Genomic DNA, 24,727 nt, shown 5'->3' on the forward strand with positions numbered 1-24,727 from the left:
AACACATAAAAAGAACCCTTTTATGATTTTAAAAGGGTTCTTTTGCACAATTTAATCTAATCTTCTAAAGAAAATTGATCAACAACCTCTAATGGATATATAACTTCAACTTTCCATGTATCAGCCCCATCAAATTTTGATAATGCTTCATAGTTATCGATAAACACTTTAGGATATGTTACGTCACTGGATTGTATATACTGATCATTCGAATTCCAATTTTCCGTAGGTAAATACAGAGGCTGAATGTTCATGGATACTTCTGACATAGACTTACCAATTTTTTTGTACATTTCCTGAATTGGTTTTATCAATTCTTTTCTAATTGTAACTCCAATCTTATCTGATTGTACATTACCTTCAGTTGCATATGCAATTAAAGCAGGTATAAATATTTCATCTTCCCCAAACGTCACTAAATGACTCTTAAAAGGTTCCTCCATCTCATAAACATTTAATGTATTTTCAACCGTATCAATGTTTGGATAAAAATAATTTAGATCTTTATAATCATATGTCCCCATATATCCTTCTGCTTTTGGCATATCGACTTCTTCCATTTGCGGTAACATGTCCTTAACCTTATCTTCAAATGCTGCAATACATGCTTTGGCATAGTCTTCAGTTGGGTTTTCTTCATAGTATAGTATTGAATTATACCAACTTTCTTGATTAAATTTCTCTTTAAACGAACTTTTCGAATTTGAACTATTAGAAGCTGCTACGCTTGAGTCTTTTGAAGCATTTGAGTTAGATGATTCTAAAACGGGTTTTGACAATCCTATATGTGTCAATTGACTATCTGTATTAAATACAAATTCAACAGTATAAGCGCCTGTAAAATACGATAAAATAATTGAACCATCTTCATAAACTGCCATACCTTCTGGATCATCTACAGTCACTTGAAGGTTAGGTTCTCCAACGATTCCTCTTACATCTTCTATACTCATGCTAGGTGAAACACCATAAATCGATTCTTTAGGTGTCACCGAAATAAAAACCAAATCAGAATCTCCAAACTGATACAAAACATCATCATTATAAAGTCCTGGAGATCCCCAATATTGAGTTAATTCAAGTTTGTCATTATAAAGCGACTTTATCTCATCAAAAGTTGATGACATCGAGCCTTTTATAGTAGGAACCTTTCCCTCATATGCAGGTAATAAATTGTTTTTCAATATCTTATTTTCATATTCGTAGTTATCGATACAGTACCACTCAGCTATCCAGCCTGTAGTATCACCATCTATTATTTTTAGCCACTGTTTGCCCTCGTCACCAAAATAAATTTCTTGAACTTCTACTACTGCATCTTTTTCTAGTTTTCCAATCACATTGCTGTCTAGGTTATGACCATCTCTGACATTTAAAACGTCTGTTAGAACTCTAACTGAATTAGATTCTTCCGATTCCATCTTTTCAGTTGTAGCTTCGTTATTGTTTGCCGAAGTCACAACTTCATTTGTGGTTTCTTGGGTACTGTTCATAGATTTCTCTTCGCCTGAACATCCTATGGCAGAAAGTGCCATTACGATGCATAGCAATACGACTAAATATTTTTTCATAAGTCCTCCTAGTATAGTTTTGCATAAAACCAATTATATAAGAAGTCTTTTATTAAAACAAGTAATTGTCAGTCTCATTTTTCAAATTTATTGCCCTTTTTTTTATATCTGATAAATAAGGCAATGCACTTTGCGCACCCAGTTTAGTCACTGTAAATGCCGCTACCTCTGTTGCAAACTCCATTGCTTGTTGAGCAGTACCGCCTCTAGAGAGTTCATATATAAACCCGCCAATAAAACTATCTCCAGCTGCTGTAGTATCAACAGCTTTAACAACCTTTGCAGGTGTATGAAATTGTTTCACTCCATCATAAAACCATGCCCCTTTTGTACCAAGAGTCAAAATAATATTTTTTACGCCTATTTTTTCATACCCCTTGATTAAGTCATTGTGCTGAGTATAAGAAATACCAGAAATTTGTTCAAATTCAGTTTCATTTACGACGAGATAATCTACTAACTCTAGTAATTGGTCGTCTAATACTTTTGCTGGTGCGGGGTTCAGAAAAGTTGTTTTTCCAAGTTTTTTTGAATGCTTAAGGATTTCAGAAACTGTTTCAATAGGAATTTCAAGCTGTAAAGCTACATAATCCATCTTATCAAACCATTCACTCTTAACGTCTTCAGGTCTTATTTCTCCATTTGCACCTTCTATCACAACGATAGAATTATCTGCGTTGTCATTGACCATTATAAAAGCTAAACCGGTTGAAGCATTTTCAGTAACTTCAACATTGTCCTTTACGTTCATCTTCGCTAAATTTGCTTTCAATTGATGACCAAAAGTATCATTCCCAACTTTACCAATCATTGTTACATTAGCACCTAACTTACCAAGAGCCACAGCTTGATTCGCACCTTTCCCACCAGGATTATGATGAAGACCATTTCCTGAAACAGTTTCACCTATCTTGGGTGTTTTATGAACCCTTGTTACTTGATCCATATTCAAACTTCCTATGACGACAATGTTTTTCATACTCATAAGCGACTCCTTTACTGCGAATTAAATGATTACCTTGATTGTATCATTTAATATTTATTCGTCAATTCATCTATATTATTAGCGGATTATTTGTCTAACCCTAAAAAACACCTCCAAGTTAGAATCCAATTCTACTTAATTAGATTCTCTAACATGGAGGTATAATATCAAAATTAATACGGCTAATAACTCATCCTTATTTAATTTAATTTATTTTATTTTATTTTGTTGTAAGCATTCCGGTATAATTCCTTTAACTCTGAAACCAGTGGATACCTTGGATTAGCACCTGTACATTGATCATCAAAAGCATTGATAGCCATATCATCTAATGATTCTTCAAAACTTTTATGTGATATGCCCGCTTCTTCGATACTTAGTGGCAGCCCAATTTGAACTTTTAGCTGATTGATAGCATCTATCAAACGTTCAACTTTATCATCTTCAGTTATGCCACCAAGTCCTAGATAGTCACTAATTCTAGCATATCTCCACTTTGCATTTGGGTATTTATACTGAGGAAAGGCAGCTTGTTTTCTTGGATTATCCACAGCATTGTATTTGATCACTTCATTGATTAAAAGTGCATTGGCTACTCCATGTGGGATATGATGCGCAGCACCCAATTTATGTGCCATTGAGTGACATACACCAAGGAATGCATTTGCAAATGCCATGCCAGCCATTGTAGAAGCATGTGCCATTTTTTCTCTTGCTTTTATGTTCGTTTGACCTTCATTATAAGCAATAGGCAAATATTTAAAAATCAACCTTATTGCTTCTAGTGCTTGACCATTTGTAAATTCTGATGCAAGTACTGAAACATATGCTTCAATGGCGTGAACTAAAGCATCTATTCCAGATGATGCAGTTAAAGCTCTAGGCATACTCATCATCAGTTCTGCATCTACGATTGCCATATTAGGTGTAAGCTCGTAATCTGCAAGGGGATATTTAAAGCCTGTTTTTTCATCAGTTATAACCGCAAAAGGTGTCACTTCTGATCCTGTTCCAGCGGAAGTAGGGATGGCAATCATACTGGCTTTTTTACCTAATTTAGGGAAGCTATACACACGCTTTCTAATATCCATAAATCGCATTGCTAAGTCTTCAAATTCAACGGTTGGATGTTCGTATAATGTCCACATTATTTTCGCTGCATCCATAGGTGAACCACCACCAAGGGCAATGATTACATCTGGCTCGAAACTAAGCATATCTTCAGCACCTTTTTTTGCTGTTTTTAAAGTTGGATCAGGTTCAACATCGAAAAAAACTTTTGAGTCAATCCCTAGCTCATCTAAAAGTATTGTCACTTTATCAACAAATCCTAACTCAAATAAGACCTTATCTGTAACAATGTATGCCCGCTTCTTCTTTTGTTCTTTAAGTTCTTTAAGAGCAACCCCCATACATCCATATTTGAAATATATTTTTTCTGGTACCCTGAACCAAAGCATATTTTCTCTCCTTTCAGCTACCTGTTTAATGTTGAGTAAATGCTTTACACCAACGTTTTCAGAAACTGAATTGCCACCCCATGAACCACAACCTAATGTCAATGATGGTGCTAACTTAAAATTGTAAATATCACCAATAGCTCCCTGAGAAGCTGGCATATTAATAATGGTTCTACCCGTTTTCATCATGTTTCCAAATTTCTCAATTCTATCTTTAGACTTTATTGGATCAGTATACAGTACAGATGTATGTCCAAATCCTCCAAGCTCAATCAATCGTTCTGCTTTAGTAAGGGCAATATCAAAATTTTTGACTTTATAAAGTGCAAGTACTGGAGATAATTTTTCGTGCGAAAAGGCTTCTTCACGCTCAACTGAGCTCACTTCACCTATAAGAATTTTTGTTGCTTCATCCACTTCAATTCCAGCCATTTTTGCAATCGCATATGCTGACTGACCAACAATCTTTCCGTTTAGATGACCGTCTATGAGTATGATCTTACGCATCGCTTCTGTTTCTGCTTTGTTCAAAATATATGCGCCATGTTCAGCAAATTCTTTCTTAACTTCTTGATACACATCTTCAACCACAATTGCAGCTTGTTCTGATGCACAGATCACACCATTATCAAAGCTTTTTGATAAGAGAATAGAGTTTACTGCCATTTTGATATGTGCAGTTTCATCAATGATTGCAGGTGTATTACCTGCACCAACTCCAATCGCTGGTTTTCCTGATGAATAGGCCGCTTTCACCATTCCCGGACCACCAGTTGCTAGGATTAGATCCGATTCAGCCATCACCATCTGTGTTAATTCAAGTGATGGTTCATCAATCCACGATATTATATTCTTAGGTGCACCAGCTTTTACAGCTGCATCAAGTATAATTTTTGCAGCCGCTATTGTTGCCTTTTTAGCTCTTGGATGTGGCGATAGAATCATTCCATTTCTAGTTTTTAAAGCCAGTAAAATTTTAAAAATTGCCGTAGATGTTGGGTTAGTAGTCGGTATGACAGCAGCTACAACACCTATTGGCTCAGCAACTCTTGTAAATCCAAAAGAGGTATCTTTTTCAATAACACCACACGTTTTTTCGTCTTTGTATTGGTTATAGATGTACTCAGATGCAAAGTGATTTTTAATTACTTTATCTTCTAGTATCCCCATCCCTGTTTCTTCAACTGCAAGCTTTGCTAAAGAAATACGCGCATTATTTGCAGCAATAGCAGCTCTTCTAAAAATTTCATCAACCTGTTCTTGCGTATATATACTATATTCTTTTTGAGCGGCTCTGACTTGCTCAAATGCTTTTTGTAACTCCTCTATATTAGTAATAGCCATGTCCATACCACCTTTCGAAATCGTTAATATATCTCATCTTGTTTACACACTCATCGTAACACAAAGATAGTTAAAAATATATCAATTAAAAGCGTAATATCGATTAATAAATGTTAACAATTTAAAACAGTCGTTGAAAATACTCAGTTTTGAATTTGATTAATCGTTATTTTTTTAACAATAATAGTTAGGAATCAAGCTCTTCTTTCTACGAATATTACGAAATCGTCATGATTAGAGTTAGATAAATACTTCACTGTAATATATTTGTAATATAAAAAAGAGGACGCATGTGCCCCACCAATATAAGTAGTCCATTTTGTTGCTGTAGAACATATATGTAAATCGAAAAAGGGTAGCAAATTAGTTGCCGAAAGTGCATCCCGCAGGAACGAGGACGCATGTGCCCTCACATGTAGGTAGTCCATTTTGTTGCTGTAGAACTATTTGATATTAAATTGAAAATGACCGATGTAAATCAACTAAAGTGCATTCCGCAGGAACGAGGACGCATGTGCTTTAGTTGATTTACATCGGTCATTATTTAACTATCTCAAATCGGTCTACCCCAACATACAGGACTACTTAACCCAATTACGCCTCATCTTCTCCCACTTCTTATCTCTCGCTGCTTCAAGCTGCTTGATCTCAGCGTCCTTAAGGTGTTTGAATCTACCTTGCTTTTTCACATAGTTTTCTACTGGTGTGAATTCTTTTGGATTTTTGTTGAGTTTAAACTCGCCATCTTCATACTCTGCTAAGTACCAAAGACCACAGTCTACGGCTTCTTTTGCAAGTGAGATGGTGATTTCACTAGTGGTTCCCCAACCAGTAGGGCATGGTGCAAGAACGTGGATATAAGATGTTCCTTTAACGGATTTTGCTTTTTCTACTTTCATCATATAATCTTCAAGATAGCCAACACTTGCCGTTGCTGCATAAGCAATATCATGTGCTGCGACGATCTCAAACATATTTTTCTTCATCGTCGTAGAACCTGGGAGGTTTGCACCTGCAGGAGAAGTCGTTGTTTTTGTACCAAATGGCGTCAAGCCACTTTTTTGAATACCTGTGTTCATATAAGCTTCATTGTCATTACAGAAATAGATGATTTGATCGCCTCTGTCAATTGCACCAGAGAGTGCTTGAAGGCCAATATCAGCTGTTCCACCGTCTCCAGCAAAGCCCACTGAATATGTGTCCTTTATGCCAAGTGCTTGTAAACCTGCTGCAACGCCAGCTGCAACTGCACCTGTTGATGCAAAAGGTGTGATGATGGCATTGGTTCTAAACGCCATGTTTGGATATATAAATGAAACCGCAGACATACATCCTGCTGGTAATGATGCAAAAGTTCGCTCGCCTAATATCTTCATTGCAAGACGTACGGCTAAGCTTTCGCCACAACCGCCACATGCTTTATGCCCATAAAAGAGCTCTTCGTTCGTTAGATTTCTCGCTGTTATCCTCTCCATTATAATGCACACCTCACATTCATATAGTGAATTCGATCTTGTGGTTTGCTTGCAACATTAGCATCATTAACATCAGCTGAAGTTTCCAGATGAACTAACATCTTTTCATACATCTCATGGATGTTTTCTTTTGTCACATCTCTACCACCAAGTCCGCAGATAAAGTTATCTACCTTTTGTGATGCGCCTTCTTGCATAAGTGCAGAATTTACATTGGTAAAGATCGTCCCTTCATAGCCAAATGAGATGTTTTTATCAACGACGCCAACCACTTTAGCATTTTTAAGTGCCTCTGTAAGTGCCTTGGTTGGGAAGGGTCTAAGGTATCTCAGTTTTAGAAGACCTACTTTTTTACCTTCAGCTCGAAGCGTCTTCTGAACCATACGCGCCGTACCAGTGATACTACCTGTTGTTACGAGGATGACATCCGCGTCTTCACAGTCAACCGTCTCTAGGAGTCCGTTATAACCTCTACCAAATTGTTTTTCAAATGCTGCGTCTACTTGCTCAATGACACTGATGGATTCAATCATTTCTTCATTTTGCTTGATTTTAAACTCCATGTTATAGTTGTTACCCGCCGTGATACATAAACTCTTAGGTGCTTCCATGCTCATGATATTTTCAGATAAGTTGATCGGTGGTAAAAAAGCGTCTACTTCTTCTTGCGTCGGAATATCTACCACTTCGTAGGTATGTGTCAAAACAAAACCATCTAAGTTAACCATAAATGGTGTCAATACTTTTGGGTCTTCTGCTATTTTATAGGCTTGAATCATCATATCAAGCGCTTCTTGGGCATCTTCAACATAAACTTGTATCCAACCTGAATTGAGCATGAACATAGAGTCCATTTGGTCGCCATAGATGTTCCAAGGCGTTGCAAGTGCTCTGTTGGCATTCATCATCACGATTGGCATCCTTGCACCACTTGCATAAGGCAAATTCTCTGCCATATATAGTAAGCCCTGTGATGAAGTTGCTGTAAATGCTCTTGCGCCTACGGAACTTACACCCATTGCCGCTGCAAGGGCACTGTGTTCTGATTCTACATGCATGTAGATGGACTGTAATGAACCGTCCTCCACAAATTCAGATAATCTTTCCACAACGATGGTTTGAGGTGTAATAGGATAGGCTGAAATGACGTGCGGTCTTGCAAGTCTCACACCCTCTGCTACTGCGTCGTTTCCACTGACAAATCTTCTAGCCATTGATTGCCTCCTTCACCATGTTGATGGCTTTTGGTTTGCATTCATGTGCGCAAACGCCACAGCCTTTACAAAAATCATAATCTATCTCAAGTTGATCGCCAGATTTGTCGATGACGCCATCTGGGCATACTAAAAAGCAACGCATACATTTGATGCATTTTTCTTGATCTATGACAGGTCTAAACGTTCTCCAGCCGGCATTGATACTGGTAAGGTGATCGCTATCACATGTAGCGCCCATAGGATAATCTCTGACAGTTTCAGGGTCTTTAAAATTTACCATTTTAGGTCTATTCACGGGATGCTACCTCCTTTACAACATAATCAAATAAGGCTATATTTTTACCTGCAATTTTAGGGTTCATACTATCTTCAATTGCTGATTTACAACTTTCTGTCTCAACGACGCCTGTTATGGCTACAAGTGCTGCTAGCATCGCGGTATTTGTGATTGGGATCCCTAGATAATCAAGCGCCATCTGAGTCGCATCTAATCCCACCACTCTTTGTGATAACTCTGCTTGATATCTTTCTGGGTTTTTAGTGTTGATGAGCACGATAGAATTCTCTTTTAATCCTACTTTAACATCAGCACCCCATAGTGTTTCATCTAAAATAATCACATAATCGCATACGTCTAGTTCACTGCGATCTGTAATTTTATAATCATCTATTCGGGTGAAGCCAAGTACTGGTGCCCCTCTTCTCTCTGGTCCAAACGAAGGAAATGCCTGTGCGTATTTGCCATCATATACAGATGCTGCAAGGCCAAGTAACCGCGCTACTGTAAAGCTACCTTGTCCACCTCTTCCATGCCATCTTACTTCTATCATCTCATACCCCTTAATCATATTTGACTTGAGCAACTCTTCTGATATATCAGAAGTATATTTAAAGAATAATGGAATTTAGGAGACGTGTCAACACGATTTGCTAAATAATTTTAATTTATCAAATTTTTTTATAATTATTTACAAATAAAAAAGCGTCAAGACAACTGATGCTAATTTTAGCTCAATACTTGACGCTCTATTTGGGGGAATATTGGTTTGCTTTATTAATTTCTTCTGCTTATAGCTTTTCTAATTCAACTGCCAATTTTGATGCTAGTATTGCATTGTTAAATACCAATTGGATATTTGAATCTAAGCTATCTCCACCTGTGAGCTCTTTTACTTTTGAAAGTAAGAACGGTGTCGATTCTTTTCCTTTAATGCCCTTTTCTTCAGCTTCTTTAACAGCTGTTTCAATCGCTTTGTTAATAAGTTCTGGATTCATTTCATATGCTTCAGGAATAGGATTTGTAATCACCATACCACCGTTTAAGCCAAGGTCCCATTTTGCTTTAAGCGCTGTAGCAAGTTCAACTGGTGTATCTACTCTGTAATCTACACCGAAACCACTTTTTCTCGTATAGAAAGCAGGCAGTTCATCTGTTTGATAACCTACAACTGGTACACCATGTGTTTCAAGATATTCAAGTGTTAAACCGATGTCTAAGATTGATTTTGCACCAGCACATACAACTGCTACGTTTGTTTGTGCAAGCTCTTGTAAGTCAGCCGATACGTCATATGTTTCTTGTGCCCCTCTATGCACACCACCGATACCGCCAGTCGCAAATACTTTGATACCCGCCATTGCAGCGAGGATCATAGTTGTTGCAACTGTTGTAGCGCCATCTATGCCCTTAGCAACGATAAAAGGGATGTCTCTTCTTGATGTTTTTATAACATTTGGCGCTTTACCAAGATATTCAACTTCTTCTTCAGTTAAACCCACTTTAAGTCTGCCACCAAGGATCGCTATCGTTGCAGGAATTGCACCGTTTGCTCTCACAAGTGCTTCAACTTCAAGCGCTGTTTTAACATTTTGTGGGTAAGGCATACCATGTGAAATGATGGTTGATTCAAGTGCTACGACTGCTTTACCTTCTGATATCGCTCTAGCGACTTCTGGTTTAATATCTAAATACTTATTTAACATGATTGATCTCCTTTAATTTTTCTAATAGTAGTTCTTCTGACATATATGGATTAATGGTGTCTTCATGTTCTAGTGCTATAAATGAAGCTGCCATTGCCATAAGTGTGGCTGATTTTATATCTTCTCCCTGTGCATAACCAAGGGCGATGCCTGCTAAGAATGCGTCTCCTGCACCAGTAGCACTTACTACTTTTACAGTTGGTGGTTTAAGCATACCGGAAACTTTACCATCACTATAAAACACACCGTCTTTTCCCATGCTGATAAATACATTTGAAACGCCCAGTCCATGAAAATACGCAGCTGCGCTGAGCATGTCTTTTTCGTCTTTGATCTCAATGCCACTGAGTGACTGCGCTTCTATTAAATTGGGTTTAATGGTATGACAAAGACCTATTACTTCTTTGATCTTCATGGCTTTTGCTGTTGAGACTGTATCGAGTAAGAATTTTTGTTCTTTATGTGTGTTCAAAATGTATTTGAGTACGTCTGGTGATAAGTTGGTATCGATGACACAAAATTCAGCATTTTCAATGATATGCTTTTTACTTTTGATAAATTCAACGGTCATGCGATCACATATATCCATATGAGAAATCGCAACTGCCATATCCTTAGTTTCATCTAAAATAGAAAGATACGTAGATGTTTGCTCGCCCTTTAAGACAAGGGTATCTTGCATATCGAGTCCAATTTGTCTCGCTTCTTCTAAAATCTTTTGTCCATAGAGGTCGTCTCCGATGACACTGATAAGTTTCGTTTTCAGTCCAAGTTTCACCATGTTCTCAGCGATGTTTCTACCGACGCCACCTAGTGTACTTTTAACGGATCCAATGTTTGAATCTCGAAAGATTAACGTGTTATTTGGAACACCTTGTATATCGATGTTTGACCCGCCAATCACACAAACATAAGCACCATCTCTGACGATATAGCCCTTACCTAGGATGTGACCTTTTTTCATAAGATTTGTAATATGAACAGCAGCTGATGATCTTGTGATCCCCAGTTGATCCGCTAACTCGTTTTGAGAAATCAACGGATTCTGTTTTAAAATTTCTAAAATCTCTTGTTCTCTGTTGGTCATAGGTTCTCCTTAGTAAAAATCAAGTTTGATTAAAAAAAGAAAAAGTAAGCAAATGTTTACAAGTTAATCATTTGCTTACTTTGATGATAATATATTTTTTTTTCTTTGTCAACCCACTTTTTGAGTTCTGACTTAATTCTTTTATTAGCTCTGTCTCAATTCTTTTTCGTGATCAATTTATCTAAAAATCCCTTATTTAACAAGTGGACGGTTTCAAATTGCCCTTTGTAAAAAACTGCCCAGTTATTAAAAACTGAAGGGAGGTTTTTAGCTTTTTCAAGTGTGTCAACATGGATTAGTTTTAGGTCAATATTCTTTTCCTCAGCGTAAGATACAACTTGAGAGATACAGTTGTGAATATACGGACATTGATGTGTATAGTAAATCACAAGTTCTTCACTATAAGGTAATTCCTCTTCAAGTGAATGAGAGAAAGCAGGAAGCGAGCCGTCAAAAGAGAGTGCCAAAAGTTCATATGTCTCTCTATAAGTTGCTACTACTTTAAAATCATATTTGGTCAAAAAAGCTTTGTCCGATAAAAAAGGGGTTTTCTTTTTTGAGCTTAAAATGCAAACACCAGATTTCCCCTCTTCTTTCGCTTTGGCAATACAACTTTCCAGAAGCTGTTTGCCATAACCTTTTCCTTTGTAGCTGCCAGAGACCCATAAGCAATAGATATAATAGTAATTTTTGCCAATAACGGGTACCCAAGCTTTTTCAAGAGGAGCGTATTCAATGAAAACTTTTCCTTTTGCATCTAGTTTTCTAAAGGTATGACCTTCTTCCATACGAGCAGTTAACCATTCTTTCTTGAGTTTTACGCCTTTTTGGTGCTTTTTATCTGAGATGGCACAGCATACATGCTCTGTTTCAATGTTTTCTTTACTGAGATCGATAAAACTGTTCATTTCATGGCCTCCATAATATTATTGATTATGAATATATTACCACGATAACGATGACAACAGTATGTCAGTGAATTATTCTATGGCTGCATCGCACCAAATAATACAAGCCATGCTAATATAGATTTAGCAACTAAGCTAAGTGTAATGTAGACTCTTTCACCATAAATATAGTTTTTCCACTTGCCTACTTTCTTATATTGAAGCACCATATTGATTGGAAATGTGTTAAATGCTACAAAATAAGTACCAACAATTGCCCAAACAAACCATGGTACTTGATCAAAATTGCCATTACCAAACATATAGAGTAAAATTGCAATCCAAGGTGCGATACCTGCAATTGATCCCCAGACAAATGGTCCCCAGTTCACATGGTCTTTATCCTTACCAGAATTCAGTTGTTCCATCACTAGACCAAAAAGGTTCATTACTGCATTGACAGTAAAAATAAGAATTAACGATGCGATATCGTAAATACCAAATAGAGTAGCGATCAAAACGATCATGATTGAAGAACTAAGTGCATATTCAAACCATCTAAATTGATTAATTCCCTTTTGTAAATCTGAATTGTATTGATCGTTTAATTTTTTAGGGATCGAGATAAGTGCATGTGCGCCAGCAGATAACAGTAAAAAGCTAGCAACCAATACTCCAAATGGGAGTTGAAATAGTACTTTTGATGCAGATTCAAGCGACATTGTTTCTGTATTAAATGCAAGGTAAAATTGTGTGATACTCGGTTTAAATTCACCAATGTTTTGAATCACTGTAGTTGCTAAAAAAAACATCATAATTCCCTGAATTAAATGTAATCCACCCATAATCATGTTAAATCTTCTTAATTTTCCAAATGACAATTTATCCAAACTCTTCTCTTTCATACTTAGCCTCCAATCATAATTTGTTGATAAAAACTATATACCCCTAAAAAAAAAATAATATCACAAATTGTGATATTATTTAAATATTTTATTGATTAGTATATACTTGTTTTTTCATCATGTTATTTTTAATGGTTTAAATGAAGACGATTCAGTTTTATTTTATGAAACAGCATTTGATTCTTTGTTATCAAAATCTCTAATTGATTGCATTTAACAAATTTTTGTCATGTATTACTTTTTTTGCAATAAAAGCTTTTACATCATCCTTGGGCATATTAAAAGCGATAGAAAATTCTCCATAAAGCATCTCTTCTGCTTTCTTCATGTAAAATTTATCGACTTGACCTAATTTTTTGCCTTTATCTTGTGCCATTTGATCTTTTACAGATACAGTTTTGATAATCTGTATGAGGTCATCACAATTGTAATTCTCTAGTGAAGTTTTATAATGTTCTTTTAGCAGATTGAGATTTTTATTATCAATAATTTCTTCTCTAATCTCTGGAATTCTATGAATGAGGTCTATTGCCTCTTCTTTTGTGATAATTGATCTCATAAAAGCCTTGCTGTCAATAGGGATGTATATTTTTCCGGATTCAAAAACGGGATCCAATGTATAATACCTCTTCGATTGATCGACACCACTAATTGCTGGAACTCCTATATCTTCTACTTTACATACACCTGTATTTCCATACACGATTATTTCGCCCTTTTGATACACTTTTACGCCTTCCTTTCAAAATGATACTTGCTTAGTAAAGAACAATAAAATAACGTGTGCATTTACAACTGGAATTACGCCGTAAAGCAACACGTTATATTACATTGTACCATTTTTTTGCTCTCTCATGTAAGTTTGAATCATTTTAATTAAAAAAACTTAACTTTTTTCTTTAATCTTCTATTTTATACAATGTATCAAGTACTTTTCCATCCCAAAGCACATCACGATCTTGTTCTAATATTGCCAATACTTTATCTTTCGACATTGCTTTTCGATATGGTCTATCAGATAACATAGCATCATATGCATCTGCAACTGCTAGTATTCGAGACTCAAGTAATAGTTCGTCCTTCGTTAATCTATCCGGATAACCAGAGCCATTACACTTTTCATGATGCTGTTTAACAATTAATGCGATTTTTTCACTTACATTCGCTTTAATCATTTGGTAACCATCTTCCGAATGTTTTTTGATGATGTCGAATTCTTGATCATTATATTTACTTGGTTTATTTAAAATTTCTAATGGCACATTTATTTTGCCCAAATCATGAATTTTGCTTGCAAACAATAAATCATTTAGTGCATCACTCTCTAAATTTAATACAATGCCCATTTGAAGTGCTAAATTTCCTGTTCGATTACAATGTTTTTCAGTGTAATGATCTTTGTCTTGAATTCTTTGAATTTCTTCAGACATCTTAACAGCATAATCAACCTGAAAATCAAAAAAATCCTTTTGAGTAACCATGAGCATCTTTACATCTTGAATAATATCGAAGTATTCAGTTTCTCTTAAATCTTTAGCCGAGATACAATCTCCCATAACAAGATCCACTTTGGTTTTTCTATGAAAAATTCGTCCTTGAATAATATAGAATAAATACAAAGCCCCTTCACACTCATAAGGATGAAGAAATAAACTTTTACCAGCATTAGCTTCTATATGAACTATCTCAAGTTGATCATCCTTTGCTTTTAAAGAAAAAGCACCTACACTGGATACCACTTTCATTATAGATTCATTTTTCTTCACAAGATTTAATCCACTCATGTTTTTCTCCAAGAACATTTTATTTATAGTGAGATTTTAACACAATTTATACTTGAAAGCTATAATATCAAGTACAGAGTTCCTATCATAATCAATAGCAATCTCACTTTATTATATATAATTATTGCTAAATTTTCTTCACATATTCTGATTTTAGTGACATAGCACCAAATCCATCAATTTTGCAATCAATATTATGGTCACCTTCAACCAATTTAATATTTTTAACCCTTGTTCCCATTTTAAGCGCTGAAGAACTGCCTTTTACTTTTAGATCTTTAATGATGGTAACCGTATCACCATCTTGTAATACATTACCATTTGAATCTTTTACAACCAGTTGATCATCTTCAGCAGCTTGATCAACGATTTCTATAGACCATTCATTTGCACATTCTGGACAGATGTACATCGTACCATCTTCATAAGTATATTCCGAATTACATTTCGGGCATCTAGGTAAACTTGACATGTTTATTTCCTCCAACATTTTCTTTATCGTTTTATATAGTAACATAGTAGATACAGTATCGCAAATAAGTAAGTTTTAGAGTAAGTTTTAAATTAACTCTAACCAAAATCAAATGTTACATATGCTATAATATGACTGATACTTATAACAAAACAATGCTTTAGAAATTTAATATGTAATTGGAGGAAATAAAATGTCATTACTAGGCAACTTAGTCTGGATTATATTTGGTGGATTAATATCTACTATAGGGTGGGCGCTTGCAGGTATTTTGCTCTGCATAACCGTTATCGGTATCCCTTTTGGTATGCAATGTTTTAAAATCGCAGGGCTAACACTGGCACCTTTTGGAAAAGAAGTAACACTAGGTGAGTTTGGCGCAGGTGGGCTTTTAGGCAATATTTTATGGATTGTCTTTCTTGGATGGGAGCTTTGCATCCTCCATTTAACTGCAGCAGTACTGCTTGGCATCACAATCGTTGGTTTACCTTTTGCGAAACAACATCTTAAACTTGCTGGACTAGCCTTGATTCCTTTTGGTGCTAGATTCTAAAAAAAGCGCTTTCAAATTTGACTTTATTTAGCAGTCTTATTTGTTTGCGCTTTTACTTATACTTTCCTTTTGAGGGTGATCTTCGTTTTTTATAAACCATATATTTTTTTCATTTCTTCTTAGTTTGCTTTCAACGCTTTCAAGGAATTCTTCTTGCAGTTTCTTTCTGTCAATATCAAGTTTACTTTTCTCTACAACTTTATCAGGCATAAAATCCATCTCCTTTTTTTATTTATACCCACTTAAAGCTAGAGTTGTCTATTTATTTTATTTTTCTCTATCGAACTCAAACTTTTTACTCTATAATAAACTGAGCCCTATAAAAAGTTAAGGAGTTTATTCCATGAAATATTATCTTGCACCACTTGAAGGTATTACGAACTATATATATCGCAATGCTTACCATACGCATTTTGAAAAATTAGATAAATATTACACCCCATTTATCTCAACAAATCAACATAACAGTTTTACAACAAGAGATCTAAAAGAAATACTTCCTAAAAACAACAAAGGCCTTTACACAGTGCCTCAAATCTTAAGCAATAAATCAGCAGATTTTGTAAGAGCAGCAAACTCAATTAGTGAATACGGCTATACAGAAATCAATCTAAATCTAGGGTGTCCTTCAAATACTGTGGTTGCAAAAAACAAAGGTTCTGGTTTTTTATACCACACTGAAGCACTTGATCGCTTTCTTGACGAAATATATAGTCAAGCAACCATGAAGATCTCTATCAAAACAAGACTTGGAAAATATAGTCCAGATGAGTTTTATGAATTGGTTAAAATATACAATAAATATCCCCTTGAAGAACTAATCATTCACCCGCGTATCCAAAAAGACATGTACAGAAATGTTCCTAACTTGGAAGTTTTTAAACAGACACTAGAAACTATAAACTGTCCTGTTTGTTACAATGGAGATGTCTTTACAACTGATGACTATCAGTCAATTACTGATAAATTTCCAGATGTAGATTTAATGATGCTTGGAAGAGGAATCATTGGAAACCCTGCCTTAGTCGGACAAATCAAGGGCAAACCAATGCCAAGTATTGCAACATTTAGAAGCTTTCATGATACTCTATATCACACCTACAGTGAAGTTATGAGTGGTGAAAAAAACATCTTATATCGAATGAAGGGCTTTTGGTTTTATATGATTCATATCTTCTCGGAAAACAAAAAAGTTATAAAGAGTATCAAGAAATGCGAGCGTCTTAGTGATTATGATAAAATCATGGATAACTTATTCAATGAACATGCGCTTACATTAAACACGCGCGGTTTTCGCAACGTGGTTGAGGGATTATCAAAATAAAAAAGCTTTCCAATTTGGCAAATCTCTAATTCCTTGCTCATATCCTAACTGATAACTATTATGAAGTTTAGAATAACCAGTCTCACGACTTGAGACTGGCATAACTTCAGGATAAACTAAAAAAGCTTTACCTTCACTTTCAAGCGCTTCAAGTTCCTCTAAAGTTTGATTATAGACTATGTGTCGATTCATCATTGCTTCGACTACACTCGGATATTTTCTATAATAAGTCTTAATAATTCGAGAATATTTCATTGGACTTTTTCGATATCCTTTTGGACGTGTTAACACCACAAAATACTTTTTCATCCCATCGTTTTTAGCAACATCTAGAGCGATCCCACCGCCAAGACCACCATCCACATAAATATGATTTTGAAACTCAGTTTCTGGCATAAATATTGGCATCGAAGATGATGCACGAACTATCAACATCAAGTCTTGCAGTGTCTTTATATCATCTTTTGAATGGTATTTAACAATTCCTTTGTCTCTGTCAAATGCACCGATCTTTAAGGTTGCTGAGTTAGACATAAATGTTTCAAAATCAAATGGAAACTTTGCGCCTGGAAGAGGCGTCACTTCATATAAATACTTTGATTTAAAATAGCCTTCCCCTTTAAAAAAAGATCGCCATCCTCCAAATTCCGGATCTAACACAAAATCAACAAAAGCACTTTTAGCACGCACTTGATCCCTAGAGAGATAGTTAACACTGTGACTTGAACCAGCTGAAATACCTGCAACATAGTCAAAGTAAAGTTCGTTTTCTAATAACACGTTTAGCATTCCAGCAGTGTAACTTCCGCGCATACCTCCCCCTTCAAAAATAAGAGCGGTGTCTTTAATGTTGTTTTCGAGTTTCATGTCAAATTCCTCCCTATGAAGTTTTTAGCGGTTGTTTGATAAACCAAGCGAGCACTAATGCACAAATTGTGGCTATACTCATTATAACAAATGCCGGGACATAAGTGCCCGTTACATCAAAGCTCATCCCAAATGGAACAGGTCCAAATGCAGAACCAAAAACAGCAAATACAGTTGCAGAACCTCTTATACTTCCCAGATACTTTCGACCAAAATATTGCACCCAAATCACATTAAGAGATATAGTTTGGATGATGGTTGCAAACCCATAGATGATGATAAATAATCCTGCACCAATAACGGATGACACAAAGATCATGAAAAGTAAATCTAATGCAATCGTTAACAGTGTAAATAGCATAATAATCCTTGGTGAATAACGATCTATAATAACTTTAGATACAATTGGAGACAATAAGCCCGGTAGTGCCATAAGTCCAATAATAAAAGCAGTTTGTGTTTCAGCGACGTTTTTTGTACCCATCAATGAATAAAAATGAAACATCATACCTGTCGTTACAAGTGGCGTCACCATAGAAATTAAGCCAATAAACCAAAACTCTCGTGTCTTTGTCGCTTCTTTTAATGTAAATGATGTTTTCTCAATATTCGCAAGTTCTAAGTCAGCTGTTTCTTTATTTAGCGCCTTTTGATTATCTGGAAGCAAAGAAAGATCTTCTGGCTTATTTATAACCGTAACTATAACCAATGGCAATAAAATCACAATTAGTCCGACACCCCAAACTTGCCAAGCTACGCGCCAGTTGTAATTGTTAATCATATAAGTATTGGCGATTGGTACTAGCAAATTGCCAAGTATAGTTCCCATAGATACAATGCTCAGTGCAAAAGCTCTTTGCTTTTCAAACCACTGTGGCACAAGTGTACTTGGAATGAGCGTCATTGAACCTTGTCCCCAAAATCTCAAAAGGAAAAAACCAATAAAAATCATAGGAATATTAACGACTGTACTGTTGAAAAATGTCGTTAATGCCAAAAATACCGTTGCAACAATCAACATATTTCTTGAACCAAATCGATCAACACTTTTTCCCATAAAAATCATTAAAAGTCCCGATAAAATAGTTGCACCTGAGTATATAGTAGACATATACGTTCTAGAATAACCAAAATCTGTTATATAGTTCCCTATAAAAGCCGATATTGAGTAGGTTTGTCCTGGTGACGAGAAAAAAGTAGCAACAGTAGCAGTTAATAATACAATCCAACCATAAAAAAAGTACTTGTTAATTTTCTTTGCTGTTTTAAATAACATATATCCTCACTTTTATCTTACATTTAATATCCTGTTAATTATAGTAGACCTTTTTATAATTAGCAAGTTGGTTAAAATAAAGCTTTAAAATATGGTACTATAGAGAAAAGTTGGTTACAGACTTATAGATATGTTTGGAGGTAAATATGGCTCAAAAAATAATACAAGTTGGTCTTGCTGGTTTTGGCATGTCAGGTCAAATTTTTCATGCCCCTTTTATTCATGCGCATGAACATTTTAATTTAAAAAAGGTATTCGAACGCAGCACTGAAAATTCGAAGTTAGAATACCCTTATGTGGAAGTCGTGAAATCATTTGAAGAGTTATTAACAGAAGATATAGATTTAATCGTCATTTCTACACCGAATAACTATCACTTTTCTATGGCTAAACAGGCGCTTGAGGCTGGTAAAAATGTCATCGTCGAAAAACCAATGGCAATTACAGTATCAGAAGGCGAAGCACTCTGTCAACTTGCCAAGGAAAAAGGATTGCTTCTTTCTGTCTATCAAAGTAGAAGGTTTGATAGTGATTTTTTAACGGTAAAAAACATTATAGAGACAGAGCAGCTCGGCGAGATATATGATTACGAAGTCCATTATGACCGCTATGTTACTAAGCCAAGTGCTAAGAAATGGAAAGCTGATGGTGGCAAGGGCATTAACATCCTTTATGACCTCGGCGTTCATATCATCGATCAAGTCTATTCCCTATTTGGCATGCCAGATGAAGTTTATGCAGATTTTAGAAAACAAAGACCTACAACTTATGAATTTGATAATTTTGAAGTTGTTTTATATTATGGTCAAAAAAAAGTAACGCTAACAGCAGGCGAATCCGTTATCTACCAAGGACCACGTTATAAAATCGGTGGCAGTAAAGGGTCCTTTGTAAAATATGGTCTCGATGTTCAAGAAGCTGCATTGGTTGCTGGCGAAAGACCACCAAGTGATCACTGGGGTGTTGAACCTGAAGAAAATCACGGCACTTTATTCTATCCAGAAGGTGATCGAATCCTTGAAAAAAGGTTGCCTTCTTATATAGGTAACTATGGCAATTACTATACAAATATTTTTGAAGCATTATCAGATCCAAATGCACTTTATGTCAAACCTGAGCAAGCAGTCGATGTCTTAAAAATCATTGCAGCAGCTGAAGAAAGTAATCTTTTGAAAAAAAGGGTCTCAATGATTCGTTAGATGTGTCACATAAAAAGTTACTAGATTAACAAATCGAAAATCCTAATGAGGTGAACAAATGATTATACTTACAATAGCTATATCAATCTTTATCTTTTTAGAAACGCTAAATGTACTGATTTTATATTTTAAACCAGATTCAAAAATGGGCAATGGTGTTGCGATCTTTGACGCTTGGGAAGATACAAAGGTCGATACAAATTTACACGATTTTGCACAGTACATGAAAAACTGGGTTGCAGGTACGAAACTAATCTTTATTGTATTGCTTTTGGTCATCCTTTTTGCAGGTACTGAAAAGACCAAGCTCTATGCTGTAGTCGCAATGATTCTATCAATTGCAACTTATTTTTGGAAATTACACCCATTCATCAAAAAACTAGATGCCAAAGGAAAAATAACACCAAAGGGATATTCTAAGCAATTAGGAACTACAATTTCTGCGTTTATGATGATGTTTATTATCGCACTAATCTTATATTTTGTTTTATAAAAATAAAAACTACCATTCGCTAAAATGGTAGTTTTTTGAATCCGATAAATTTCAACAAATTTAAAGTGTCTTCATTGTTTCTTTTTCTATTAAGTTGAAGATTTTTAATGAAAATTTACTTACAATGAGAAAAACGCAGCCAGGAACTACGAGTATCCCCAAAAACATAAACAAAATATTAGATGTGAATAACAAAATGATCATACCTAATAAAAGCCAAAGCATAAATGTTTTCATAAAGAACTTAATCGCAATTGTCACAGAATTTACAAGTATTCCCAATAAGGTGTTATGATAACGTGCACATAATGGAAATGCAAAAGTCAGACATAATAAGCTTAAAATTCCGATACCAATTACTGCAATAAAAAAAACAATTGGTGCTACATCGAATTTCGTTAAAAATTCTAAATTCAAATAGAAAGAATACATGACAACTAAATGAATTAATCCTAGTGGAATACCTTGCTTCAAATTCTCTAGAAAATTTTTCTTAAACTCTTTGAATATAAATACTTCTCGTTTTTCAATCAATTTAAATGTAACAGCGTAAGCTGCGACTGTTGAAGCACCAATGGTTACCAATGGCAAACTAAAAAATAACCATATCAAACTTAATTTAATTATATCCAAAGCCCATGTCTTAAAAGAATTAATATTACTGTTTAAACCTAATCGCTGCATTATAATACTCCTTTCGAAATATTATATCATTAATTCTAAATAGTATCTATTTAATAACAGTTACTCGATGTCACTTGGCATATTCATCACTTCAGGTGTATTAGAATCGTAAGCCATACGATATACTTTACTTTCATAATCTTGTACATTATAGAAGTAGAGATAATCACCATGAGAAAATGAATAATTAACGGGAAAATCGAGCACTTTTTCTGTTGAATAATCGCTTAAATTCATCTTATACATATTGTTGCCATCCAAATCGTTGGGATAAAATAAATAGCCTTGACATACGTTCATAAAGCTACCGTATTGATCTGTCAGTTTAGCTTTTCCACTGCCATCAAGATTATATTTATAAAGTCCCGGATCATCTTCCTGCATCGCATAAATCATATCATTTTCAATAATAAAGAAATCAATCCATTGATCATCCAGCATGTTCAGGTTACTGCCATCAGTCTCCATACTATAAAGTTCATGAGAATTCCAATAACGGCTGAAATATAATTTACCTTTATATAATATCATGATGCTTACGTTATCAAGATCACTGATTTGTGTACGTTCACTTCCATCTGGTCTAATTTTATAGATTAATTTATCCTCTTTATCATTTACATAATAAAGCCACTGACCATCGTAATTTAGATTAAGTGCAAAATCGTTTGATAGATTGAGAATTTCTCCAGTTGAAAGGTTCACTCTATTTAGCCCCATGATATTAGATTGAAAAACAAGGTCGCCCATGACAACATAGTGATTGCCACCCCCGTTTTTTACTTTTGAAAGTTCACCTGTCTCAAGATTTAGTATACCTAAATCATAATTTGCTGTATAGAACATCTCATCGTTTTGAAATCCAAAGAAAGCAGAATTGGCAATATTTCCTGGTGAAGCTGCCACTTCGTTTGGCACTCTAGAAACTTTTTCTTGTGTGGTTACTTGTTCCTCTGTCAAATTTTCACTCATCGTTATTGATTCATCTGAATCGACTTCTTCCACTGATGATTCTTGTAGTGAAGTAGCAGTGTCGTCCGAACTTTGTCCACATGCTACAAGAAATAAAGAAATCATACACATCAACATTATCAACTTAACCTTACCAAAACACTTCATAAAAACACCCCCTCTTATGCACTATATTTACCCAATATCGACCATTGTAAGACTAATTTAATACTTTCATTACAGAAAATTCAGATAATTTCAAAATAAAGTATGTTAGTATAAAGAAAATGTACCAAATCAATTTAATACAAGGAGGAGAGCATGTGGAAATTTATCATGAAAAGTCTATTTGCCATAGTGATCTTGCTTACTGTGACAATGATTACTTTTTTCTTTATGGATATGCGTCCAGTCAAAGCTGAAGAAAGAGCACTGAATAAAACTGGGGTTATATCGCAAGCAAAAATTGAGCTCCAAAAAGAAGCACTTGGTTACAATGATCCTATACATACAAGATATTTAAGATGGTTAGGCAATGTTTTTAAAGGCGATTTGGGTTACTATTATGACCGAGATAGTACCGTGAACAATTATTTGTTTATATTTATGGGACGGTCGTTACTGCTCAATGGGGTTGCCTTTATCGTTTCTCTGGCAATCTCCATCCCACTTGGAATACTAGCAGCAATGAAGGCAAGGAAAGCGAGTGATACCATTATTTTAGTATTAACGATGATTTTCACTTCAGTTCCAAGTTTTTATTTTGGCGTTCTAATTATACTGTATTTCGTCAAGTATGTCCCAGGCCTACTCCCAATCAGTGGTATAGGAGATGTCTTACTTAGAGCGCGTGGATATCCTAATATATGGGTTCAAATCACTGATACTGCACATCACATGGTCCTTCCTGTCCTCTCAATTTCAGTGGTATGGATTGGCACTATGGTGCCATTTATCCGCCACGCTATGCTTGATGTAATTCATCAAGACTATGTAAGAACTGCAAAATCAAAAGGTTTAACTAATTTTGCAGTTTTCTTTAAACACACATTTAGAAATGCTCTACTTCCTTTGATCTCTGTTGCATCGATGTTGTTGCCTACCTTAATCATCAGTAATATATTAGTCGAAAAAGTATTTAGTTGGCCTGGGATGGGCATGCTTTTTATAGAAAGCCTCAACTTTGGAGAACGCGATATGGTCATCGCTATCACATTGTTTTATGCTATTTTAGTTATTGCAGGGAATTTCATATCTGATGCCCTATATGTTAAATCAGATGCGAGAATAAAGGAGGGCATTTCATGATAAAGAAAATGTTTAAGAAAAAGAACCCCCTTTTGCTCTTTGGTTTAACCGTGTTCACTCTGATAGTGCTTGGCACAGTTGTATTTCCAATGGTTTCACCTTATACATGGAACGCCATAGATAGCACACAAAAATTTCGAGCGCCATCAAGCACTCATTTTTTCGGTACTACAGAACGTGGATTAGACCTATTCACGTGCATATGGATTGGTGGAAGAACATCACTATTTATTGCAATTATTGGCACACTCCCGTACACTTTGATCGGTAGCTTCACTGGAATAGTGGGAGGCTATTTTGGAAAAAAATTTGACTTTGTATTGTCTCAAATAATGACCTTTATATATGCCATGCCATTACTACCACTCATTATGATGTTGAGTTTTGTTCTTCGAAATATAGGACTAAATACACCACAAGTCGTCTACACGTCTATTATCATTTACAGTTTATTTAGCGCACCAACGCTTTATAAAATTATCCGTGTTGAAACGATACGGATCAATTCTGAAGAGTATATGAAAGCTGCAGAATTAATCGGTATTGGTAGTTTCAGACGCATCATAAAACACCTTTTGCCTAATTTATCTGGTCAAATTATCGTCGCAATGATCCAATTTATGTCACAAGTTTTAATCTTTGAACTGATCCTCTTCTTTTTTGGTGTTTCTTTCATGCCATTAAGTACTACGAGTTGGGGCAGTCTTATTCCAAATCTAAGTGGACCTAATACATTTAAGGATTACTACTGGATATGGCTTTTTCCAATTCTCACAGTATCTGTCACAACGATAAGCCTTAAATTTATTAGTGAAGGGTTACGAATAGCCTATGATCCAAAAGTTGAAGATAGCCACTAGACATAAAAATAGGTGCTGTTGCTTATCTAAATTAGATTTGCA

Annotated in this window: 25 protein-coding genes; 6 read left to right on the forward strand and 19 right to left on the reverse strand. The window is 35.3% G+C overall.

The window, feature by feature from the left end; translation table 11 throughout:
- Window positions 1-56 precede the first annotated feature (56 nt).
- The 14 genes from QE109_RS14955 to QE109_RS15020 form a co-directional block, all read right to left on the reverse strand.
- Window positions 57-1,571 carry an SH3 domain-containing protein gene (locus QE109_RS14955; RefSeq protein ID WP_281095353.1) on the reverse strand — a complete coding sequence of 505 codons (1,515 nt, stop codon included), beginning with the start codon at window positions 1,569-1,571 and terminating at the stop codon, window positions 57-59.
- A 52-nt stretch (window positions 1,572-1,623) separates the two neighbouring features.
- On the reverse strand, window positions 1,624-2,556 hold the full coding sequence (rbsK, locus tag QE109_RS14960; protein WP_281095354.1) for a ribokinase: 933 nt from the start codon (window positions 2,554-2,556) through the stop codon (window positions 1,624-1,626).
- Between the two features lie 215 nt (window positions 2,557-2,771).
- Entirely contained in the window at window positions 2,772-5,360 is a 2,589-nt protein-coding gene (adhE, locus tag QE109_RS14965; protein WP_281095355.1) for a bifunctional acetaldehyde-CoA/alcohol dehydrogenase, read from the reverse strand.
- A 581-nt stretch (window positions 5,361-5,941) separates the two neighbouring features.
- The gene (locus QE109_RS14970) at window positions 5,942-6,835 is read right to left on the reverse strand and encodes a thiamine pyrophosphate-dependent enzyme (RefSeq protein ID WP_281095356.1); all 894 of its coding nucleotides are present in this window, start codon (window positions 6,833-6,835) and stop codon (window positions 5,942-5,944) included.
- Complete coding sequence (locus QE109_RS14975; protein ID WP_281095357.1) at window positions 6,835-8,049, reverse strand: transketolase C-terminal domain-containing protein; 1,215 nt, start codon at window positions 8,047-8,049, stop codon at window positions 6,835-6,837. The genes QE109_RS14970 and QE109_RS14975 overlap by 1 nt, the downstream gene beginning before the upstream one ends.
- On the reverse strand, window positions 8,042-8,347 hold the full coding sequence (locus tag QE109_RS14980; RefSeq protein ID WP_281095358.1) for a 4Fe-4S binding protein: 306 nt from the start codon (window positions 8,345-8,347) through the stop codon (window positions 8,042-8,044). Before QE109_RS14980 ends, QE109_RS14975 begins: the two co-directional genes overlap by 8 nt.
- Entirely contained in the window at window positions 8,340-8,882 is a 543-nt protein-coding gene (locus QE109_RS14985) for a 2-oxoacid:acceptor oxidoreductase family protein (protein ID WP_281095359.1), read from the reverse strand. The genes QE109_RS14980 and QE109_RS14985 overlap by 8 nt, the downstream gene beginning before the upstream one ends.
- A 238-nt stretch (window positions 8,883-9,120) precedes the next feature.
- Window positions 9,121-10,035, reverse strand: a complete 915-nt coding sequence (locus QE109_RS14990; RefSeq protein ID WP_281095360.1) for a pseudouridine-5'-phosphate glycosidase — start codon at window positions 10,033-10,035, stop codon at window positions 9,121-9,123.
- Window positions 10,025-11,122 (reverse strand): PfkB family carbohydrate kinase, encoded by a 1,098-nt coding sequence (locus tag QE109_RS14995; RefSeq protein WP_281095361.1) that lies wholly within the window; start codon window positions 11,120-11,122, stop codon window positions 10,025-10,027. The genes QE109_RS14990 and QE109_RS14995 overlap by 11 nt, the downstream gene beginning before the upstream one ends.
- A 155-nt stretch (window positions 11,123-11,277) precedes the next feature.
- Window positions 11,278-12,030 (reverse strand): GNAT family N-acetyltransferase, encoded by a 753-nt coding sequence (locus QE109_RS15000; RefSeq protein WP_281095362.1) that lies wholly within the window; start codon window positions 12,028-12,030, stop codon window positions 11,278-11,280.
- Between the two features lie 77 nt (window positions 12,031-12,107).
- Complete coding sequence (gene heR / locus QE109_RS15005; RefSeq protein ID WP_281095363.1) at window positions 12,108-12,914, reverse strand: heliorhodopsin HeR; 807 nt, start codon at window positions 12,912-12,914, stop codon at window positions 12,108-12,110.
- Window positions 12,915-13,113: 199 nt separating this feature from the next.
- Window positions 13,114-13,641, reverse strand: coding sequence for a CarD family transcriptional regulator (locus QE109_RS15010; RefSeq protein WP_281095364.1), 528 nt, complete (start codon window positions 13,639-13,641; stop codon window positions 13,114-13,116).
- Window positions 13,642-13,813: 172 nt separating this feature from the next.
- The gene (locus QE109_RS15015; protein ID WP_281095365.1) at window positions 13,814-14,698 is read right to left on the reverse strand and encodes an HD-GYP domain-containing protein; all 885 of its coding nucleotides are present in this window, start codon (window positions 14,696-14,698) and stop codon (window positions 13,814-13,816) included.
- A gap of 127 nt (window positions 14,699-14,825) precedes the next feature.
- Window positions 14,826-15,170, reverse strand: coding sequence for a zinc ribbon domain-containing protein YjdM (locus QE109_RS15020; protein WP_281095366.1), 345 nt, complete (start codon window positions 15,168-15,170; stop codon window positions 14,826-14,828).
- Between the two features lie 193 nt (window positions 15,171-15,363).
- Here QE109_RS15020 and QE109_RS15025 point away from each other — a divergent pair, with 193 nt between their 5' ends.
- Window positions 15,364-15,723 (forward strand): YccF domain-containing protein, encoded by a 360-nt coding sequence (locus QE109_RS15025; RefSeq protein ID WP_281095367.1) that lies wholly within the window; start codon window positions 15,364-15,366, stop codon window positions 15,721-15,723.
- Window positions 15,724-15,759: 36 nt separating this feature from the next.
- Here the strand turns inward: QE109_RS15025 and QE109_RS15030 are convergent, their stop codons facing one another.
- Window positions 15,760-15,933 (reverse strand): hypothetical protein, encoded by a 174-nt coding sequence (locus tag QE109_RS15030; protein WP_281095368.1) that lies wholly within the window; start codon window positions 15,931-15,933, stop codon window positions 15,760-15,762.
- A gap of 133 nt (window positions 15,934-16,066) precedes the next feature.
- On the opposite strand from QE109_RS15030, the gene QE109_RS15035 reads away from it, so the two are divergent.
- Entirely contained in the window at window positions 16,067-17,047 is a 981-nt protein-coding gene (locus tag QE109_RS15035; RefSeq protein WP_281095369.1) for a tRNA dihydrouridine synthase, read from the forward strand.
- Here the strand turns inward: QE109_RS15035 and QE109_RS15040 are convergent.
- Window positions 17,039-17,914, reverse strand: coding sequence for a patatin-like phospholipase family protein (locus tag QE109_RS15040; RefSeq protein WP_281095370.1), 876 nt, complete (start codon window positions 17,912-17,914; stop codon window positions 17,039-17,041). The genes QE109_RS15035 and QE109_RS15040 overlap by 9 nt on opposite strands.
- Before the next feature lie 13 nt (window positions 17,915-17,927).
- Window positions 17,928-19,190: an MFS transporter gene (locus QE109_RS15045; RefSeq protein ID WP_281095371.1), complete on the reverse strand. Its 1,263-nt coding sequence runs from the start codon at window positions 19,188-19,190 to the stop codon at window positions 17,928-17,930.
- A gap of 146 nt (window positions 19,191-19,336) precedes the next feature.
- On the opposite strand from QE109_RS15045, the gene QE109_RS15050 reads away from it, so the two are divergent.
- Both QE109_RS15050 and QE109_RS15055 read left to right on the forward strand, forming a co-directional pair.
- A complete protein-coding gene (locus QE109_RS15050; protein ID WP_281095372.1) occupies window positions 19,337-20,389 on the forward strand; it encodes a Gfo/Idh/MocA family oxidoreductase in 1,053 nt (350 codons plus the stop codon).
- A 58-nt stretch (window positions 20,390-20,447) separates the two neighbouring features.
- Entirely contained in the window at window positions 20,448-20,882 is a 435-nt protein-coding gene (locus tag QE109_RS15055; protein ID WP_281095373.1) for a hypothetical protein, read from the forward strand.
- Window positions 20,883-20,942: 60 nt separating this feature from the next.
- On the opposite strand, the gene QE109_RS15060 is transcribed toward QE109_RS15055, so the two are convergent.
- Together QE109_RS15060 and QE109_RS15065 are read right to left on the reverse strand one after the other, a co-directional pair.
- Window positions 20,943-21,566, reverse strand: a complete 624-nt coding sequence (locus QE109_RS15060; protein ID WP_281095374.1) for a YesL family protein — start codon at window positions 21,564-21,566, stop codon at window positions 20,943-20,945.
- A gap of 60 nt (window positions 21,567-21,626) precedes the next feature.
- Entirely contained in the window at window positions 21,627-22,685 is a 1,059-nt protein-coding gene (locus tag QE109_RS15065) for a DUF5050 domain-containing protein (protein ID WP_281095375.1), read from the reverse strand.
- 153 nt (window positions 22,686-22,838) lie between these two features.
- Between QE109_RS15065 and QE109_RS15070 the strand changes: the two genes are divergently transcribed.
- Window positions 22,839-23,825, forward strand: a complete 987-nt coding sequence (locus QE109_RS15070; RefSeq protein ID WP_281095376.1) for an ABC transporter permease — start codon at window positions 22,839-22,841, stop codon at window positions 23,823-23,825.
- Complete coding sequence (locus QE109_RS15075; protein WP_281095377.1) at window positions 23,822-24,685, forward strand: ABC transporter permease; 864 nt, start codon at window positions 23,822-23,824, stop codon at window positions 24,683-24,685. The genes QE109_RS15070 and QE109_RS15075 overlap by 4 nt, the downstream gene beginning before the upstream one ends.
- The last annotated feature ends 42 nt before the right edge of the window (window positions 24,686-24,727 follow it).

Origin of the sequence: Fusibacter bizertensis, assembly GCF_029914245.1 — a bacterium.
Taxonomy (GTDB): Bacteria; Bacillota; Clostridia; order Peptostreptococcales; family Acidaminobacteraceae; genus Fusibacter_C; species Fusibacter_C bizertensis.

Excerpts from the sequence above, each read along its gene's own strand:
- QE109_RS14955 (WP_281095353.1), bottom strand. The coding sequence starts at position 1,571 with ATGAAAAAATATTTAGTCGTATTGCTATGCATCGTAATGGCACTTTCT.
- rbsK (WP_281095354.1), bottom strand. The coding sequence starts at position 2,556 with ATGAGTATGAAAAACATTGTCGTCATAGGAAGTTTGAATATGGATCAA.
- adhE (WP_281095355.1), bottom strand. The coding sequence starts at position 5,360 with ATGGCTATTACTAATATAGAGGAGTTACAAAAAGCATTTGAGCAAGTC.
- QE109_RS14970 (WP_281095356.1), bottom strand. The coding sequence starts at position 6,835 with ATGGAGAGGATAACAGCGAGAAATCTAACGAACGAAGAGCTCTTTTAT.
- QE109_RS14975 (WP_281095357.1), bottom strand. The coding sequence starts at position 8,049 with ATGGCTAGAAGATTTGTCAGTGGAAACGACGCAGTAGCAGAGGGTGTG.
- QE109_RS14985 (WP_281095359.1), bottom strand. The coding sequence starts at position 8,882 with ATGATAGAAGTAAGATGGCATGGAAGAGGTGGACAAGGTAGCTTTACA.
- QE109_RS14990 (WP_281095360.1), bottom strand. The coding sequence starts at position 10,035 with ATGTTAAATAAGTATTTAGATATTAAACCAGAAGTCGCTAGAGCGATA.
- QE109_RS14995 (WP_281095361.1), bottom strand. The coding sequence starts at position 11,122 with ATGACCAACAGAGAACAAGAGATTTTAGAAATTTTAAAACAGAATCCG.
- QE109_RS15000 (WP_281095362.1), bottom strand. The coding sequence starts at position 12,030 with ATGAACAGTTTTATCGATCTCAGTAAAGAAAACATTGAAACAGAGCAT.
- heR (WP_281095363.1), bottom strand. The coding sequence starts at position 12,914 with ATGAAAGAGAAGAGTTTGGATAAATTGTCATTTGGAAAATTAAGAAGA.
- QE109_RS15015 (WP_281095365.1), bottom strand. The coding sequence starts at position 14,698 with ATGAGTGGATTAAATCTTGTGAAGAAAAATGAATCTATAATGAAAGTG.
- QE109_RS15020 (WP_281095366.1), bottom strand. The coding sequence starts at position 15,170 with ATGTCAAGTTTACCTAGATGCCCGAAATGTAATTCGGAATATACTTAT.
- QE109_RS15025 (WP_281095367.1), top strand. The coding sequence starts at position 15,364 with ATGTCATTACTAGGCAACTTAGTCTGGATTATATTTGGTGGATTAATA.
- QE109_RS15030 (WP_281095368.1), bottom strand. The coding sequence starts at position 15,933 with ATGCCTGATAAAGTTGTAGAGAAAAGTAAACTTGATATTGACAGAAAG.
- QE109_RS15035 (WP_281095369.1), top strand. The coding sequence starts at position 16,067 with ATGAAATATTATCTTGCACCACTTGAAGGTATTACGAACTATATATAT.
- QE109_RS15040 (WP_281095370.1), bottom strand. The coding sequence starts at position 17,914 with ATGAAACTCGAAAACAACATTAAAGACACCGCTCTTATTTTTGAAGGG.
- QE109_RS15045 (WP_281095371.1), bottom strand. The coding sequence starts at position 19,190 with ATGTTATTTAAAACAGCAAAGAAAATTAACAAGTACTTTTTTTATGGT.
- QE109_RS15050 (WP_281095372.1), top strand. The coding sequence starts at position 19,337 with ATGGCTCAAAAAATAATACAAGTTGGTCTTGCTGGTTTTGGCATGTCA.
- QE109_RS15055 (WP_281095373.1), top strand. The coding sequence starts at position 20,448 with ATGATTATACTTACAATAGCTATATCAATCTTTATCTTTTTAGAAACG.
- QE109_RS15060 (WP_281095374.1), bottom strand. The coding sequence starts at position 21,566 with ATGCAGCGATTAGGTTTAAACAGTAATATTAATTCTTTTAAGACATGG.
- QE109_RS15065 (WP_281095375.1), bottom strand. The coding sequence starts at position 22,685 with ATGAAGTGTTTTGGTAAGGTTAAGTTGATAATGTTGATGTGTATGATT.
- QE109_RS15070 (WP_281095376.1), top strand. The coding sequence starts at position 22,839 with ATGTGGAAATTTATCATGAAAAGTCTATTTGCCATAGTGATCTTGCTT.
- QE109_RS15075 (WP_281095377.1), top strand. The coding sequence starts at position 23,822 with ATGATAAAGAAAATGTTTAAGAAAAAGAACCCCCTTTTGCTCTTTGGT.